We start from the raw sequence: 17,053 nt of genomic DNA, 5'->3' as shown, positions 1-17,053 counted from the left end.
ATTTTTTGTGTTCAAACTCTGACCGCAAACGTATTAAGCCTTTAAGCCCAGCATCGCGCCGAAAATGACCAAACCCGCCCCACATGCTTGATTGAGTCGATGCTTAATCTTCAACAAGAAGGCTTGTAATTGGGGGGACGTGAGTAAAACTGCAACGATAGAAAACCAAATGCCGTGCAGCGCAATCATATAAATCCCGTAAAACAAGGCGATATGTTGCTGACTAGAATCGGGAGAAATCACTTGGCTAAAAATACTCAGAAAAAACAGCATCGTCTTAGGGTTGAGTAAATTACACAGAAATCCCTGCATGAAAAATCGCCACATTGAATACTCGCTCTGTTGAATGGTTTCTGAGTTTGGCGCAGGCTGCGAGGAGAATATTCCTTTAATCCCAAGGTAGATAAGATAAGCAGCCCCAAGATAGCGCACGAGATTAAACAACCATTCATTTTGTGAAATTAAGTAACTGATCCCCAGCATGGAGTAAGCGATGTGGATGCTTATCGCCATGCTGATACCAATCGCACTGTACACGCCAGCTTCTCGTCCTTGATTTAAGCTGTTTCTTAATACCAAAACAAAGTCTGCGCCAGGGCTAATAACAATAAGCACCCCCAATAGCGCAAGAGTTACAAATTCCATATCGGTTTCCTGTTTGAATGATGAAGTCTGTGATGTAGCGGAATTGTAGGCGTCTTTGTTACTGACTATAATCGAAAAATATTCCCATATTGGTGAGAAAAACTCACAGATGCGTCACCTAAAATCTTTCTATGTCTTCCACGTTGCGGCGAGCTCTTCAAGCTACACTGAAGCGGCTGACAAACTGAACATCACCCACGGAGCCGTGAGTAAGCAGATCAAGCAACTTGAGCAATATCTGTCGCAACCTTTGTTTTTGAAAGAGGGCAGGAAAGCCGTGTTGACGGCAGAAGGTGAATTACTCAAGACATACACAAAAACGGCATTCCAAACGCTAGAAACAGGCGTGAATACACTCATTCAAGAAAAGCATCAGCATCTTGAAGTGTCTTGTGAACCGACATTAACCATGCGTTGGTTGATGCCAAGGCTTGCTGCGTTTAATGATGAACACCGTGCTGATGTTCGTTTGTCGACGGCGGGAGGCCCGGTAACATTAGGGTCAACAGGGCTTTCGATGGCGATTCGTCGAGACGATTTTGCTCAGCAGCACGATTACAACAAAACCATTCTTGTGGAAGAGTGGGTGGGGCCAGTATTTTCTCCTGAATATTGGCAATCCATTCAAGACGATTTGGATGCAGTTCGATTGTTGAATAGCCAAACTAGACCGCATGCTTGGGTGGATTGGCAGCAATCAACACGTTGTGAAACCTTCAACGGCAACACTCAGCAATCATTTGCGCATTTTTATTTTTGCATACAAGCCGCGGTGGATGGCTTAGGCGCGGCGATGGGATCGTATCCTTTTGTTATGGACGATATTAAGCGCGGTAATTTGGTCGCGCCATTTGGTTTTGTGCTATCAGGTTGCAATTATGTTTTATTGAGCCAAGATAAAAAGCGTACAGAACTCGAACATAAATTCATCACGTGGTTACAAACGCAAATGGTAGAGTGTGTACCACTACCATCGCAAAAAAATACGCAAGGCGAATAGAAGGCGTAGAGCGTGATTACGTCAGTCAGTTTGATGGAAAAGGGCTTAGGAAATTGGAAATGGAAAACCTCAATATTGTTGAAATCAAATCATTTGTTCCAGCGAAAGATTACGCGCTCTCAAAACGTTTTTATGAGGCGATAGGCTTTGATATGGCGTCAGACTTCGGTGATGTGGCGTACTTCTCTCAAGGCAGTTGCGCGTTTCTTTTACAGAATTTTTATGAGCCAGAACACGGCAACAACTTCATGATGCATTTGCTCGTAGAAGACGCAGAAAGCTGGCATCAGCACTTATCCAAAGTAGGCCATGAGGAATTTGGTTCGCGTTTAACTGAGCTGGTCGAGCAACCTTGGGGTATGCGCGAATGTTGTTTGTTTGACCCTAGTGGCGTTTTATGGCGAATCGGTCAGAACATGAATACTGATTAACGCCAGTCCTCTTTTCACCACATCTATATCGCGCAGGTATTGAGATCTCGATACCTGCGCGTTTTGTTTTTGCTTAACCTTGCCAACGTTTCTCGCGCACTCACGCCTTTTTCGAGGTGGTGTGTGATGGACTGACCCCCAAAAGCTCCTCAAGCAGCATGGCTTTGAGTTCTGCTCTGACTTCTGCCCCACCGATTAACGCCAAAAGTGCGAGTCCACCTGGTATGAGAATCACCATCAATATTGGTCTTAAAATATAAGAAAAGCAGAATATGGTCGGCAAGAAAATCAATCCTTGGCCTAGTTTGTTTAATACGTACATGAGCGATTCCTTTTGTTTTTATATAAAAATTGAGCGTGCTCATTTTTATAATTGAGCGCGCTCAATTTGTCAATGTCAGCCGCTCAAGGTATGATCCTTTCAGGCTCATTAAGTAGATACATCAATGACGAAGCGACAACAAACCAGAGACAAAATCCTAAAAGCCGCGTGGGCATCTTTTGCTCAGAATGGCTATGACATGACGACCACAAGGCAGATTGCGAGAGAAGCAGGAGTCGCCGATGGTACGGTATTTAGCCACTTCCCGACCAAACTGTCGATTTTGCGCGAAGGGATGCTGACGCAACTGCAACAGATCAGCCAAGAGACGCTAGTCAGTGTGGAAGGTAAGACAGCTATCGACATTGGTTTGGCGCTGACGGAGAAATACTATCGCTACTATTTTGCGAACGTCGAGTTGAGCCGAGCCTTGTTGAAAGAGGTGATTTGGGATTTGGATTATTACCAGTCGTTTAACCAAGCTTTGTTTCAATCTGCGAGCGTAAGTTCTGTTCTTGAAGACAAAATGCCGTTGATTTTTGACTGCTACTTCATGACGCTAATCGCACATTTAAGCCGAGCAGAACCAGATGTTGAAGCCGCGCTTACAGATCTTCATGCTAAGTTTCAGCAAATCATTGCGACTACATAACATGGCCCCAACGCAGAATTTGAAAGAATATACTGCCTGTCATTTTATTTGCTGGACTCCCATTTTCTCGTTTCAGTTGGCGTCTCACCAAATAGCCGCTTGTAGCTTTGACTGAACTGCCCGAGATGAAAAAAACCAAAGTCAAAAGCGATTTCTGCAATTGTTCGATTATCTTCAGGGCTTTGTAGCACTCTACGTACTTGATTCAGCCGCATTCGATGTATGAACTGCTTTGGCGAAGTATTACAGCAATGTTCAAAGGTGTACTGCAGTGTTCGGCGACTGACGTGTACTGCGTCACACAGTTCACTGACGGTTATCGGTGTACGGTAGTCTAGATCCTGTAGCTGTTGTTTTATACGGTGCATCACGTGTTGACGATGAGAGATTGATATCGGATGGCTCGTGTGCAGTGAACTGAGTGAGAACAACTCCAGTACAATATCTTTTAAGATTGCTTGATGTGTGGCTTCAGACCATCTTGGCTCGGCGGAACCAAGTAACGTGCCTAAGTAGTATTTAAGTTGTTGAATGTGTTTTTCCGTCAAACCCGTTAAGTGTAATGTGTTGTTTTGGATGCTCCCAAGCTCAAGTTGATTTTCTATGATGTGAGCGAAGTTTTTGTCGAGCACTATCCCATAGATAGAAAACTGCTCCGGTGTCATTAACTCAAAATCAGCGCCACCTTGTCTAAGCAAAAGCTGGCTTGCATTAAACTGACTGTGATTTAGGTGTAGCGGCTTATTTTCCGCACTCAAACCCAACCAAATTCCCCCTTCTTCAACCCTGCATTGCTGTCTTAGTGAGCGGTTACTGTCTTCTCGAAATACATGGAAATTGGGAAATCGTCGTTCTCGAATTTGACCTAAAAATCGGCCATCGCTGAGTTGATCGTATTCCTGTTGCCAGTTTATTAGGCTTGCAGCTTGTTGGTTTGCATCCTTTGTGTGATTGATGCACAGCATTGGTGCGGTTTGGGGTGTTGGGTCACTCATCCTTGTGATGCTCATTCCTTTTTTGTGAGTCATGTTGGAGCAGTTTTTATGTAACTCATTGTTTATTATTGTTTTATAAATGTTGCCAGTTTTTGATAACGCTACGGAACACATTTGGCAATACTTTCTTAAAGCTTATTGATAGTTCAGCAAAAAGCGAACCAAATAGTGAAGAGGAAGAGCAATGACGGCAACTTATCGTCGGCAACAAGGCAGTAAAGTCTATACCTTTAAGTCATTGGCTGACTTGATGGCGAAAGCGACACCGGAGCGCTCAGGCGATGCGTTAGCCGGGGTTTGTGCTCAGTCAGCGGCAGAACGCGTAGTCGCACAAATGGCGCTGTCTGAGTTACCACTTAAAACGTTTCTTAACGAGGCGGTTATTCCATACGAAAGCGACGATATCACTCGCCTAATTATCGATACGCATGACCTTGAAGCCTTTAAACCGATTGAGCACTTGACGGTCGGGGATTTTCGAAATTGGCTGCTGAGTGAAGAAGCCGATGGTGAAACGTTGGCTAAAATTCGTCAAGGTTTAACACCAGAAATGGTGGCCGCAGTCAGTAAGATTATGCGCAACCAGGATTTGATTCTCGTTGCTAAAAAATGCCAAGTTGTCACGGCTTTTCGGAATACGATTGGTTTGCCGAGTCGCCTGTCTACTCGCTTACAACCGAATCACCCCACTGATTCTCTCAACGGTATCGCAGCGACCATTTTTGATGGTCTGATGTACGGAAATGGCGATGCGGTTATCGGTATCAATCCGGCAACAGATAATGTGCCTCAAGCTATTAAGTTAATGAACTTAATGGATGAGGTGATTCAACACTATCAAATACCGACTCAGTCTTGTGTGTTAACTCATGTAACGAACACAATCGAAGCCATTGAAATGGGTGCACCAGTCGATCTCGTTTTTCAGTCGATAGGCGGCACGCAAGGAACGAACGATACCTTCGGAATCGACTTATCAATTTTGAAAGAGGCCCATGAAGCCGCGTTGTCTTTGAATCGAGGTAGTGTAGGAAACAATGTGATGTATTTTGAAACCGGACAAGGTACCGCGCTGTCTGCGAATGCATTTCATGGGGTCGATCAACAGACTTGCGAAGCTCGTGCTTATGCTGTCGCGAAACAGTTCGATCCTTTGTTGGTTAATACAGTTGTTGGGTTTATTGGCCCTGAGTATCTGTTTGATGGCAAACAGATCATTCGTGCTGGGCTTGAAGATCATTTCTGTGGGAAGCTGCTTGGTTTACCTATGGGTTGCGACATCTGTTATACCAATCATGCCTATGCCGATCAGAATGACATGGATAATTTGCTGACACTGTTAGGCGTGGCCGAGTGCTCGTTCATCATGGGTATTCCAGGGTCTGATGACATCATGCTCAACTACCAAACTACCTCATTTCACGATGCCCTTTATGCAAGAAAAGTACTCGGTTTGAAGCCAGCACCAGAGTTTGAACAATGGTTAATGGAGATGCAAATTTTCGAGAGCGTGCAAGACGTTCGGTTAAGTGAGCAAATCTCTCGCTCGTTTTCGGGAGCAATTAACCAACTGAATAAGGGGTATTCTCATGGGTAAAGTGATCACCATTTCTCAGTCCACACAAGACGAGTCTGAAGTTGTCACACACAACCCTTGGGGCAAGTTACGCGACTTCACCTCTGCTCGGATCGCTCTGGGTCGCAGCGGAAACAGTGTACCAACCAACGAGTTACTCTCATTTCAGCTGGATCATGCCCAAGCTATGGATGCAGTGCATTGCAGTTTGAATATTGAGTCCCTCGTTGCTGGTTTGTCGGACTCTTACTCGATTCTTGAAAATACCTTAGAGCCTCCAGTGGTAGTGAGCAGCCAAGTGAGTGATCGGCTTATGTACTTGCAAAGGCCCGATTTAGGACGGCAGCTCGATGAATCTTCTTGGAAAACGCTCAACTCGATAGCAAATGAGCATAACACTGACATTGATCTTGCGATTGTTATTGCTGATGGACTTTCTTCCGTCGCAATTCAAAACCATGCCGTGCCTGTTGTTACGCGATTGATTTCTCTTTTAAGCGCTGATGATGAACATCAATGGAAATTCACACCTATCACAATCGTAAAGCAAGGAAGAGTAGCAGTAGGGGATGATGTTGGTGAATGTTTTAACGCTAAGGCCGTGCTGGTTTTAATTGGAGAGAGGCCCGGTCTAACTTCTCCGGATAGCATGGGTATGTATCTCACTTGGGGGGCTAAACGAGGCTCTAAAGATTCCCAAAGAAACTGCATTTCCAATGTGCGCCCTCAGGGGCTCAATTATGACGATGCCTGTGAACGCGCATTTTACTTGCTCAAGGAGGCTCGAAAATTACAACTGTCAGGAGTGAACCTGAAAGATCGCTCCGACATCAATGAGCCAAGTGGCGCAAGCGTTGAAGATAAACACAGCGACAACTTTTTAATTTCATCAAAGTAGAAGGATTTACTATGTCTAAACATCAGGAGTACTTGGCCAAAAGGCAGCTAAAAAGAGGCACCGCAGGTTGGATTTTACTTGCTGGCTTAGGTGTCTCGTATGTTATATCTGGTGACTTCGCCGGTTGGAACTTTGGCATCGCTCAAGCAGGATGGGGAGGCTTTCTTATTGCTGCTATCGCGATGGCAGTAATGTATTTCACGCTAGTATTGTCTTTAGCTGAAATGTCTGCGGCTATTCCTGCTGCGGGTGGTGGTTACAGCTTCGCAAGGCAGGCGATGGGGCCGACAGGTGGCTTTTTCACTGGCTTATCAGTTTTGATTGAATATGCGCTCGCGCCTGCTGCGATAGTAATTTTTATTGGCTCAGCAGTGAATGAATTGGTTGGTATCGATGGCCCTGTTGTTTACGCACTTTTCTACGCCGTCTTTATCGCTATTCACATGGCAGGTGTTGGCGAAGCTCTCAAAGTAATGATGGTCATCAGCGGTTTGGCTGTGCTAGCTATTCTAATCACTGCTGCTGTGCTTATTGGTCACTTTGATGTTAATAACTTATTCGATATTGCTCCGGCGACGGCTCAGGCAACAGAAATCTTGCCGTTTGGGTGGTATGGCGTATGGGCGGCGTTGCCATTTGCAATGTGGTTGTTTCTTGCGGTTGAAGGTGTACCTTTAGCGGCAGAGGAAGCAAAAAATCCGGCAAAAGATGTTCCAAAAGGCATCATTGGTGCGATGTTGTTTTTATTACTAACCGCAACTCTAGTAGTCGTTCTTTTGGCTGGTGCGGTTGGTTCAAAGGTCATAGGCGATAGCGCGGTGCCATTAGTTGACGCGCTGAAGCTTACAGGCAATTCAACGATAGCAATGGCCGTGAACTTACTTGGGTTGGCAGGTCTTATCGCGTCTTTCTTCTCTATCATTTATGGTTACAGTCGCTTGGTGTTTGCGCTTTCCCGCGCGGGTTATTTGCCGCAAACTTTGTCATTAACCAGTGACAAAAAAGTGCCTTCTCGTGCGCTTTTGGTTCCGGGCGTTTTTGGGTTCTTGGTTTCTCTTACGGGGGAGGGGGACTTAATCTTGGCGATGGCTGTTGTCGGTGCGACGGTATCGTACGCATTAATGTCCTTGAGCCATATTTTATTGCGAATTAAACAGCCGGAGTTAGCTCGCCCATATAAAACGCCTGGCGGGATAATTACTTCGAGTATTTCTCTGGTGCTTTCTTTGATTGCAATGACAGGTGTTTATGCTTTTGATCCCTCAGCCTTTTTCATGACAATGGGGTTGTTTCTTATCGGTGGTGTTTATTATGGGTTGTACAGCCGCAACAAATTGGTGGCAGCAACCGCCGAAGAAGAGTTTGCCATGCTTTCTGTTGCAGAATTAGAGCTTGAATCAGATGTAGCACGATAGCTATTTCAATTCTTGTTCGCCACTACATCAAGGGAGCCATAGGCTCCCTTTGTCATTTCTATCAAAAGTGCATAGCGCACAAATGCATCACTTTAACTTTATAAGTGGTTAATCATGTGAAAGTCTAGTCTGGATAACTATGGCGCAGAGCCATCACAGGTAAAGGTTAAGTTTTCAAGGAAAGATCATGATAAACAAGGTATTTAATACACTTTTGGGAACAGAGTTACCGATTATTCAAGCGCCAATGGCCGGCGTGCAAGACAGCCAAATGACCATAGCTGTCAGTAATGTTGGCGGGCTTGGCTCGTTACCTTGTGGAATGCTGAACAAAGACGCCATCGTAAAAGAACTTCAACTTATCAAACAGGCAACCAACCGACCGTTCAACCTCAACTTCTTTTGCCATGAAATGCCGGGATATGATGCCAACAAGCACGAAGAGTGGCAAAAAACGCTGCAACCGTATTTTGCTGAAGTGGGTGCAACCGTGCAGGCTCAGCCAAACGCTCCGACAAGGATGCCTTTCAATCATGATATTGCTGACGCGATTGAACCATTTGCACCGCCAGTAATCAGTTTCCACTTTGGTTTGCCTGCCGATGACTTGTTAGCGCGAATTAGAGGTTGGGGAGGGAAGATCCTTTCGACAGCGACCACTGTGGATGAAGCACTGTGGCTGGAAGCAAAAGGCGTTGACGGCATTATTGCTCAAGGCTTGGAGGCTGGTGGACACCGAGGCATGTTTTTATCGGATGATTTAACTACTCAATTAAGTCTGATGGCGTTGTTACCGCAAATCGTCAAGCGCGTGAATTTGCCTGTTATTGCAGCAGGAGGAATTGCCGATAGAAACGGTGTAGAAGCCGCGCTGAAGTTAGGAGCGAGTGCCGTTCAAGTTGGCAGCGCCTATTTGTTGTGTGATGAGGCGAAAACATCGTCTTTACATCGATATGCGATTGCCAGTGAGCGTGCGCAGCATACGGCGGTGACCAATGTTTTCTCGGGCAGGCCAGCACGAGGCATTGTGAATCGCGCGATGTCGGATCTAGGCTACATCTGTGAGTCTGCGCCGAAATTCCCATATGCTTCCATTGAAATGACTCAGTTAAGAGCGCTTATGGAGAAGCAAAACCGAGATGAATTTACGCCGTTGTGGTGCGGACAAAATTCGTCGGGTTGCAAGGAAGTTTCGGCAGCAGAAATGACACTGTCATTAGTGGAAGGGATTGATTTGAGCTTATGTTCCTCAGACTGATTTGGCCTGAGGAACACATTTCAAGTGAAGGTTATTGAGGCGCTTTCATCGCTTCAGATTGCTTGCCTGTCATCACGAAGTGCAACTCACCACCTGGTTTGAACTCGGAATGGTCGAAGAAGAAACCGTTATCCAAAGCTTTGCCATTGATGGTGACAGACTTGATGTACATGTTGTCATCGGCGTTATTCTCTGTGGTGATGGTGAACGTGCCGCCTTTCACCGGAATCACCGCTTTGTCGAATAGCGGACGACCCACAGTGTAAATAGGTTCTGCTGCGTTCACTTGGTAGAAGCCTAATGCAGACATCACATACCAAGCGGACATTGCGCCCACGTCTTCGTTACCAATAACACCTTCTGGCGCAGCGAAATACATGTCATCAAGAATGTGGTCGACGACTTGTTGCGTCTTCCATGGTTCTGCGGTCCAGTTGAATAGGTAAGGAATGTGGTGCGAAGGCTCGTTACCAAACGCAACTTGACCAATCAAACCAGACATATCCGGTGTTTCTGTACCTTGGCTTTCTGCGGTGAAGGTCGCTTCTAGGTTTTTCTGGAACTCAGCATCGCCACCCATGATGGTTTTTAAGCCCGCGATGTCATGCGGCACAAACCAAGTCCACTGCCACGCGTTACCTTCGGTGTAGTTACCTGTCTCGTGTTCTGTGCCGTATGGGTCGAATGGCGTCATGAAGGTTTCATCAATCATCACTGGGCGCATGAAGCCCGTCACGCCATGTTCTGCGTATTCCGTTGGGTTGTAATCGAAGTACTTCTTGTAGTCTTTTGAGCGTTCAAGGTATTGCTCTTCCGCTTGAGTATCACCGGCTGCTTTGGCGATTTGCGCGATAGCCCAATCGTAGAACGCATTTTCCAGACCGTAAGAAACAGACTCAACCGTGTAGTCTTCAAATACAGGTTCACCATCGACACGCTGAATAGCAGGCGTGAAGCCGTTTTTCTCAATGTAGTCGATGTGCTTGGTTAAAGTGCGATCCAATACGCCTTGATCCCAATCTGCTTGCAATGCAGGGTAGTTCTCGTAAGTCGAAGAGTCGATCGCGGCTTTCAGCGCCAGCTCTTTCTCTTGCTGAGTAAACTCTTCTGGGAACTTAGTGATCGCATCCGCAATCACTGCTACCGCTGGGTAGCCAACCATGGTACCTGTCTCGTCACCTAAGTGCTCCCATTTCGGCAGCAAGCCGCTTTCAGTGTACTTCTGAACTAGGTTCTTCGCGTATTGCACCGCGCGGGTTGGCTCAGTGATGGTTTTTAGTGGGTGCAATGCACGTTGGGTATCCCATAGAGAGTATACCGAGAAGTTTGGCTGCTCTTCTGTCGCTTGACCGTAAGCGATGGAATATTCCCCTTCGCCTTCACGAATTGAGCCTTTGCCCATGCCACGGAATCGACTATCCACGTCTTGATGCACCATAGGCGCAATTTTGGTGTGGTAAAGCGCAGTGTAGAAGATCTCTTTCTGATCTTCTGTGCCCCCTTCAATTGAGAAGTTGAGTGCTTTTGCCCATTTCTCACGTGCGTTGTTGCGCGCAGTATCGAAAGAGACATTCGCTTCGGCATCGTAGTTGTTTTCTGCGCCTTGTGGGTCAACCGCAGATAACGCCACTTGCGCATTCAACTCTTGTGAGCCTTCATCTTCAAATTCGATGTAGGCAGTGACGTCCGCTTTGACACGCTTAACTGGATTACCTTGGTCATCGTATATCAATTCAGAAACGTGTTCTGCCGTTAGGCCGTCAACAGGTTCGCCATTGGCAAGGATGTAGACGTCTTTGATCTTCTTATCGAAAGTCGCATAGAAGAAGATTTTTTGGTTTTTCGCCCAACCAGAGAAGTGCGCTGCATCGCGCTCGCCCGTGATGGTATGACCGTCTTCGCTCACCGTCAGTTTGTTGCGCAGAGAGGTCGAACCCCAGTCACTGTTTAGGATGGAGTTGAGGTCTATCTTCAGACGTTGTGGTTGACCTTGCGGGTATGTGTAACGATGGAAGCCGACACGTTCAGAAGCTGTAAGCTCAGCTTTGATACCGTTCTCAGCAATTTTCACCGAGTAGTAACCCGCTTCTGCCACTTCTGAGGTTTTGTCCATCTTGACCGAAATCGCTTCGCGGTAGTCGTCGCTGTCTTCGATGTACTTGGTTTTATCTTCGGTAAACGGCAGGAACAGAATGTCACCTAAGCCGCCCATACCCGTGCCAGATAGGTGAGTGTGGGAGAAGCCAAATAAGGTCTTTTTATCGAAGTGGTAACCTGATGAAGAGTGCCAGCCGATCAGCTCGGTATCTGGAGACAGTTGCACCATGCCTTCTGGCACAACAGGACCCGGGAAGGTGTGTCCGTTAAAGCCGGTACCAATGAATGGGTCGACGTATTTTAGGTTGGAAGTATCGACGCTTGGTGAGGTGTTATCGTCGTCATCGTTGCAGCCAGCCAAACCAATAACACTTGCAATCACTGCGGTGGCGATAGCGGTTTTCGTAAAGTTCATAATCTTGATTCCTTAGGCAGGAAGCGCGTCACTTCCTGCCACTGAGTTAATCTATCTGCTTATTCTTTAAACACGAATTACATAAAACGTTACTGAGCTTGAAGAGCTTCTTGCTTGTCACCGGTCATGACGAAGTGAAGCTCGCCGCCCGCTTTGATTTCGCTGTGTTTGAAGGTGAAGTTGGCATCTAGCGGTTTGCCGTTGATGGTTACGGACTTCACGTACTTGTTGTGTGGGCTGTTGTTGTCTGCGATGACTGTGAACTCGCCGCCTTCCACTGGAATGGTGATTTCATCAAAAATAGGACGACCGATGGTGTAGACAGGATCCGCAGGCGTCACTTGGTAGAAGCCCATTGCTGACATCAAGTACCAAGAGCTCATTTGACCTACGTCTTCGTTACCAATCAAACCGGTTGGCTCGCTGGTGTACATCTCTGACATGATGCGGTCTAGGTACTCTTGCGCTTTCCATGGCTCATCCGTTAGCGCGTATAGGTAAGGAATGTGGTGCGATGGTTCGTTACCGTGCATGTACTGACCGATGTAACCCGTTAGGTCTGGCAGCTCTTCACCTGTGTTTGAAGAACGCGCGTTGAATAGCTCGTCCAAGTCTTCACGGAACGCTTTCTCTGGCGTGGTGTCTTTGCCTTGCGCCAAGTCGGCTTGATAGATTTCTTGTTTCAGGCGATTGAAATCGTGCATTGGTTGGAACTTCCATTGCCACGCGTTCCCTTCGGTGTAGGCAAACTCGTCCACATAGTAAGGGTCGAATGGTAGCAGTGGGCATTTCTCTTTCATCACGCCTGAGCCTTCTGGCCACTCAACCATTTCACACTCATCCAAACGATCTTCATCAATTGGTTGGTTGAACTCCAATGGTGGTTTGTTTGGTGATGAGCTTAGCGGGTGGTTCTTTGGACGTAAGAAACCAGTTTCTGCATCCCAATGGTTAAGCCAGTTGTCGGCACGAGTCATAAACTCTTCTTGCAGTTTTACATCGCCAGCCATGCGCGCGATTTCTGCCATTGCCCAGTCGCCGTAAGCAAACTCAAGCGTGTAAGACGCACTGTTCCAGTAGCCGTGATGAACAAAGCCATTTTCTTCATACACCTTCACTTGCACAACGTTTGCCGCGCCGATGTTGTTGTCTTCCGTCCAATCTGGGAATTCAGACGCCTCGTGGTAACGCACCGTAAACTCAGCCGCTTCTTTGGCAAGTTGTGGGTCGATGTCTAAGCCTTTCGCCATCGCGTCAGCAATGATAGAAACCGCAGGGAAACCGATCATGGTGCCCGTGTAGTGGCTGTGCAGTTCCCATTTCGGCAGAATGCCACCGTCTTCGTATTTACGAATTAAGTCGTTGGCAAACTCTTCGGCACGTTCTGGGTCGATGATGGTTTTCAGTGGATGCGCTGCACGGAAGGTATCCCACATGGAGTACACAGAGTAGTTTGGTGTGTCACCCGCGTCTTTTTGAATGCGAGTACGCATCGCAGGGTATTGACCGTCGACATCTTGGAAAATCATTGGCGCGATAGAAGCGTGGTAAAGCGCGGTGTAGAAGATCTCTTTTTGATCTTCCGTGCCGCCAGATACCATCATGCGGCTAAGCTCTTGGTGCCATGCGTCGTTGGCTTGAGCGCGCGCAGTATCAAATGACACGTCTTTCGCTTCTGCTTCTAGGTTTTTCTCCGCACCTTCTGTGCCTGTTGGTGACAAGCCGACTTGGATTTCTAGCGGTGTTGATGATGGTGCGAATTCTAGGTAAGCGATGGTTTTCACTGCGTCGATGTTGTCGTTGTTTACATCGATTTCCGTTTCTGCGCCGTCAACCAAAGCGATGGCTTTGACGATAGGTTGGTTGAAAGTGGCGTAGAAGTAAACGTGCTGGTTGTTCGCCCAACCGTTCGAGCTACGTAAACCGCGGATGGTGTAAGCGTCGATGAACTCTAAATCACCCTTCATGGTGCGGTTGTTGAAGTGACCTTTGTTGAGGGTGTGGTCTAAATCGAACTTGATGTGTGGCGTAGTGCCTTCTTTGAAGGTGTAGCGGTGGAAGCCAACACGTTGCGTGGTGGTTAGCTCGGCTTTGATTTCGCCTTTGTTTAGTTCAACCGCGTAGTAGCCCGCTTCTGCGGTTTCGTTGTCTTTATCGAAGGTGTTGAAAACGGCGTTTTCTTTCTTGGTGAAAGGCAGAACTAAGATGTCACCAAGGTCGGTGATGCCTGTGCCAGAAAGGTGAGTGTGGGAAAAACCATACACTGGGATTTCAGTCAGCTTGCCGTGGTCGAAGTAACCTGCAGCAGAGCCCCAGCCTTCCATTTCGGTATCAGGAGAAAGTTGCACCAAACCGTAAGGCACAACCGCCCCTGGGAAGGTGTGACCATCTGCGCCTGTACCAATCAATGGATTGACGTATTGGGTTAGCGTGGTGTCGAGGGATGGTGTTCCAGATTTGCTGTTGTCGTCATCACTGTTACAACCAGCAAGACCAAACATGGCAGCGAGTATAGCGGTAGAGATAAGGGTTCTTTTTAGTTTCATTTTTATGGTTCCACTGTAGTGAAGTTTTTTAGGGGGCTAGATGCCCCCTTTCGTTATTTGGATAGGTATCGACTACTGCGCTTTCATCGCTTCAGATTTGTCTGAAGTCATGACGAAATGCAGCTCACCACCATCTTTCAAATCGCTGTGCGCGAAGCTGAAGTTGTCACTCAATTGTTTGCCATTGATGGTCACCGACTTCACGTAGATGCTCTCTTGGCTGTTGTTTTCTGAGGTGATGGTGAATTTACCGTCCGCGACTGGAATAACGGCTTTGTCGAACAGAGGACGACCGATGGTGTAGCTTGCTTCGCCCGGTGTGACTTGGTAGAAGCCCAATGCAGACATCACATACCACGCCGACATCTGACCGACGTCTTCGTTACCAATCAGGCCTTCATGCGTTGGGTGGTAGAACTCGTTCATCGCCTGAACGACGATTTCTTGTGTCTTCCAAGGCTCTGCCGTCCAGTTGTATAGGTAAGGCACGTGGTGATCAGGCTCGTTACCCATCACGAACTGACCGATGTAGCCGGACATATCGTGTGATTGGCTTGTATCGGCGTTGGAGTCCGCATTAAACAGTGCATTCAAGTTAGCGAGGAATGCCGCTTTGCCTTGTTCGGTTACGTCTTCAGGAAGAGAGAAGTCGGTGCGGTCGATGTGCTCTCCACCCATCACGTTAGCCAGACCGTTCAAGTTGTGCGGTGCAAACCATGTCCATTGCCATGTGTTGCCTTCAGTAAAGTCTTCGCCTCGGTGCTCGGCGCGGTAAGGCCAGAACACGTCGCTTTCGTTGAGTGCTTTACGGTCTTTACAGGCGTTGTAGTCCATACCGTCTGGGATAGACAGTGCCATGTTCTCGTCCAAACATTCGGCTTTCAGGTTGTTTGCCCAAACCTTGCTGCCGCTATTCATGTATGCCGGACGCATAAAGCCCGTTGCACCCAATGCGTTGCCTTTGGTGTCTTGCAGTTTGCCGTATTGCTCTGGGTTGTAATCGAAGTAGTTCTTGAACGATTCAGAACGAGCCATGTAGCGGTCGTACTGCTGGTCGTTGCCCGCAAGTTTAGCGATCTGAGCGATACACCAGTCGTAGTAAGCATTCTCAAGACCGTAAGACACCGATTCGTTCACGAGCTCGTCGTATTTATCGACTTTCAAGCCTTCCACGTAACCCGGTTTTTCGCCAGAGTCCGGCGCCCATTTAGTGTTGGCTGGAATAAAGCCGACGTCTTCTTGGTAGTCGTTATGACGCGTCATTACTGTGAAGCGTTTGTCGCCGTTCCAAGCATCTTGGTAAGGCACCCAGCTTTCAGTTTTATCAAGGTTAAAGTTGACCGTTTCGTCAGCGGCTTTCAACGCCAAATCAAACTCAGCTGCGGTAAAGGCTTCTGGGTGTTTGACCATGATATCGGCGATAACTGAGACTGCAGGATGACCGACCATTTCACCAGTGTAATCCGAGTGCAGTTCCCATTTTGGTAGCACGCCACCCGTTTGGTATTTGTTCAATAGATCGCGTGCGTGTTCAATCGCGCGGTCTTTATCGATGATGGTTTTCAGTGGGTGTGCGGCGCGGAAGGTATCCCACATTGAGTACACTGAGTTGTTCACTAAGCCATCTTCTGCTTGGTGCACTTTGCCATCCATGCCACGGTATTTGCCATCCACATCTTGGTATAGGAATGGAGCAACGAACGTACGGTAGAGCGAGGTGTAGAACATGGTCTTATCAGCTTTGTTGCCGCCTTCCAGTTCAAACTCGCCAAGGATGTTTTCCCAAGCCACGCGGTTTTGTTGTACGACGTTGTCGAAGTCCCAGCCGTTAGTGTCTGCTTCTAGGTTTTTCAGTGCGCCGTCAACGCCAGTGCCAGAAATCGCTACTTTGACCACCAATGGCTCATCGCTCTTGCCAAAGTTCAAATGCGTCAGGACATCGTTTGCGCGTTTTGCCAAACGTTCTGGGTCAGGTTCTGGCTCGCCCAGCATTGGTTTGTGCTCAGCGTAACCACGGTAATCTTCCAAGCCGACTTCGGTAGCGTCAGTTGGGGTGAGTTTGCTTTCAGAAGCCAGCTTGGTGTACAGGTTTTCTTCAATGATTGGATCAGAGAATTCTGCTGCGAAGAACACGGTTTGCCATTGACCCCATTCGTTTGAGGTACGTGCACCTACGACGGTGGTGTCGTTAACGCGTTTGTAGTAGATGCTGCGAGAGTGGTTGCCGTATTGCTCCAACAGTTCGTGTTGCAGGTCGATACGTACTTTGCGGTCTTCGCCCGGTTTGAAAGTGTAACGTTGGAACGCCACGCGCTCGGTTGCGGACAGTTCTGCTTTTACGCCAGTTTCTACAAGGTCAACCGAGTAGTAACCAACTTCTGCCACTTCCGAGCTTTTATCCATGGTTACGGCATCGGTATTGAAGCCTGTGTATGGCAAGAAAGCGAAGTCGTTTAGGTCGCCTTTACCTGCGCCAGAAATGTGGGTCATTGAGAAGCCAGAAAGCAAGCTGTGTACTGGGTCGTATTCGACAGGCGAGCCTTTGCCATTCCAACCGTTTGGATCGAAGTTATCTGGTGACGGTTGAATCATACCTTCTGGCATCACTGGCGATGGGTTGACGTTGCCAAGACCTTTAGTGCCGATCAAGGTATCAACGAATTCCAAAGTAGGGGTAGAAATAACCGGAGTTTCTGGATCAGAGTCGCTGCCACAACCTGCAAGACCAAGCATGGCGGTTAACACTGCGGTAGAGAGTAGGGTTCTTTTTAGTTTCATTGTTTTTATTCCACGAGAAAAGGGG

The 17,053-nt window shown here is 47.5% G+C and carries 13 protein-coding genes; 7 read left to right on the top strand and 6 right to left on the bottom strand.

Annotation, left to right across the window (positions count from 1 at the left end):
- Positions 1–33 precede the first annotated feature (33 nt).
- A complete protein-coding gene (locus NL644_RS07415; RefSeq protein WP_025516807.1) occupies positions 34–645 on the bottom strand; it encodes a LysE family translocator in 612 nt (203 codons plus the stop codon).
- Between the two features lie 109 nt (positions 646–754).
- Between NL644_RS07415 and NL644_RS07410 the strand changes: the two genes are divergently transcribed.
- Together NL644_RS07410 and NL644_RS07405 are read left to right on the top strand one after the other, a co-directional pair.
- The gene (locus NL644_RS07410; RefSeq protein WP_114323455.1) at positions 755–1,645 is read left to right on the top strand and encodes a LysR family transcriptional regulator; all 891 of its coding nucleotides are present in this window, start codon (positions 755–757) and stop codon (positions 1,643–1,645) included.
- Between the two features lie 59 nt (positions 1,646–1,704).
- Entirely contained in the window at positions 1,705–2,076 is a 372-nt protein-coding gene (locus NL644_RS07405; RefSeq protein WP_005395273.1) for a VOC family protein, read from the top strand.
- 100 nt (positions 2,077–2,176) lie between these two features.
- On the opposite strand, the gene NL644_RS07400 is transcribed toward NL644_RS07405, so the two are convergent.
- Entirely contained in the window at positions 2,177–2,398 is a 222-nt protein-coding gene (locus NL644_RS07400) for a hypothetical protein (protein ID WP_047008017.1), read from the bottom strand.
- A 124-nt stretch (positions 2,399–2,522) separates the two neighbouring features.
- Between NL644_RS07400 and NL644_RS07395 the strand changes: the two genes are divergently transcribed.
- Positions 2,523–3,050: a TetR/AcrR family transcriptional regulator gene (locus NL644_RS07395; protein ID WP_047008018.1), complete on the top strand. Its 528-nt coding sequence runs from the start codon at positions 2,523–2,525 to the stop codon at positions 3,048–3,050.
- A 44-nt stretch (positions 3,051–3,094) separates the two neighbouring features.
- Here NL644_RS07395 and NL644_RS07390 read toward each other — a convergent pair whose 3' ends face one another.
- Positions 3,095–4,045 (bottom strand): helix-turn-helix domain-containing protein, encoded by a 951-nt coding sequence (locus tag NL644_RS07390; protein WP_253658231.1) that lies wholly within the window; start codon positions 4,043–4,045, stop codon positions 3,095–3,097.
- A gap of 184 nt (positions 4,046–4,229) precedes the next feature.
- Here NL644_RS07390 and NL644_RS07385 point away from each other — a divergent pair, with 184 nt between their 5' ends.
- The 4 genes from NL644_RS07385 to NL644_RS07370 all read left to right on the top strand — a co-directional run bounded on the left by NL644_RS07385 (position 4,230) and on the right by NL644_RS07370 (position 9,192).
- The gene (locus tag NL644_RS07385) at positions 4,230–5,642 is read left to right on the top strand and encodes an ethanolamine ammonia-lyase subunit EutB (protein ID WP_005388715.1); all 1,413 of its coding nucleotides are present in this window, start codon (positions 4,230–4,232) and stop codon (positions 5,640–5,642) included.
- Positions 5,635–6,519 (top strand): ethanolamine ammonia-lyase subunit EutC, encoded by an 885-nt coding sequence (gene eutC / locus NL644_RS07380; protein WP_114323453.1) that lies wholly within the window; start codon positions 5,635–5,637, stop codon positions 6,517–6,519. The genes NL644_RS07385 and eutC overlap by 8 nt, the downstream gene beginning before the upstream one ends.
- A gap of 11 nt (positions 6,520–6,530) precedes the next feature.
- The gene (eat, locus tag NL644_RS07375; RefSeq protein ID WP_005398344.1) at positions 6,531–7,934 is read left to right on the top strand and encodes an ethanolamine permease; all 1,404 of its coding nucleotides are present in this window, start codon (positions 6,531–6,533) and stop codon (positions 7,932–7,934) included.
- 187 nt (positions 7,935–8,121) lie between these two features.
- Positions 8,122–9,192: a nitronate monooxygenase family protein gene (locus NL644_RS07370; RefSeq protein ID WP_114323452.1), complete on the top strand. Its 1,071-nt coding sequence runs from the start codon at positions 8,122–8,124 to the stop codon at positions 9,190–9,192.
- A 31-nt stretch (positions 9,193–9,223) separates the two neighbouring features.
- Here the strand turns inward: NL644_RS07370 and NL644_RS07365 are convergent, their stop codons facing one another.
- The 3 genes from NL644_RS07365 to NL644_RS07355 form a co-directional block, all read right to left on the bottom strand.
- A complete protein-coding gene (locus tag NL644_RS07365; protein WP_114323451.1) occupies positions 9,224–11,704 on the bottom strand; it encodes a GH92 family glycosyl hydrolase in 2,481 nt (826 codons plus the stop codon).
- An 89-nt stretch (positions 11,705–11,793) separates the two neighbouring features.
- Positions 11,794–14,250: a GH92 family glycosyl hydrolase gene (locus tag NL644_RS07360; RefSeq protein ID WP_253658230.1), complete on the bottom strand. Its 2,457-nt coding sequence runs from the start codon at positions 14,248–14,250 to the stop codon at positions 11,794–11,796.
- Positions 14,251–14,322: 72 nt separating this feature from the next.
- A complete protein-coding gene (locus tag NL644_RS07355) occupies positions 14,323–17,028 on the bottom strand; it encodes a GH92 family glycosyl hydrolase (RefSeq protein ID WP_253658229.1) in 2,706 nt (901 codons plus the stop codon).
- Between the last annotated feature and the right edge of the window lie 25 nt (positions 17,029–17,053).

The sequence above is a fragment of the Vibrio sp. Y10_XG_PY6 genome (assembly GCF_024181795.1).
GTDB classification, from domain to species: domain Bacteria; phylum Pseudomonadota; class Gammaproteobacteria; order Enterobacterales; family Vibrionaceae; genus Vibrio; species Vibrio diabolicus.
This window is presented reverse-complemented; position numbering and strand designations above follow the sequence as displayed.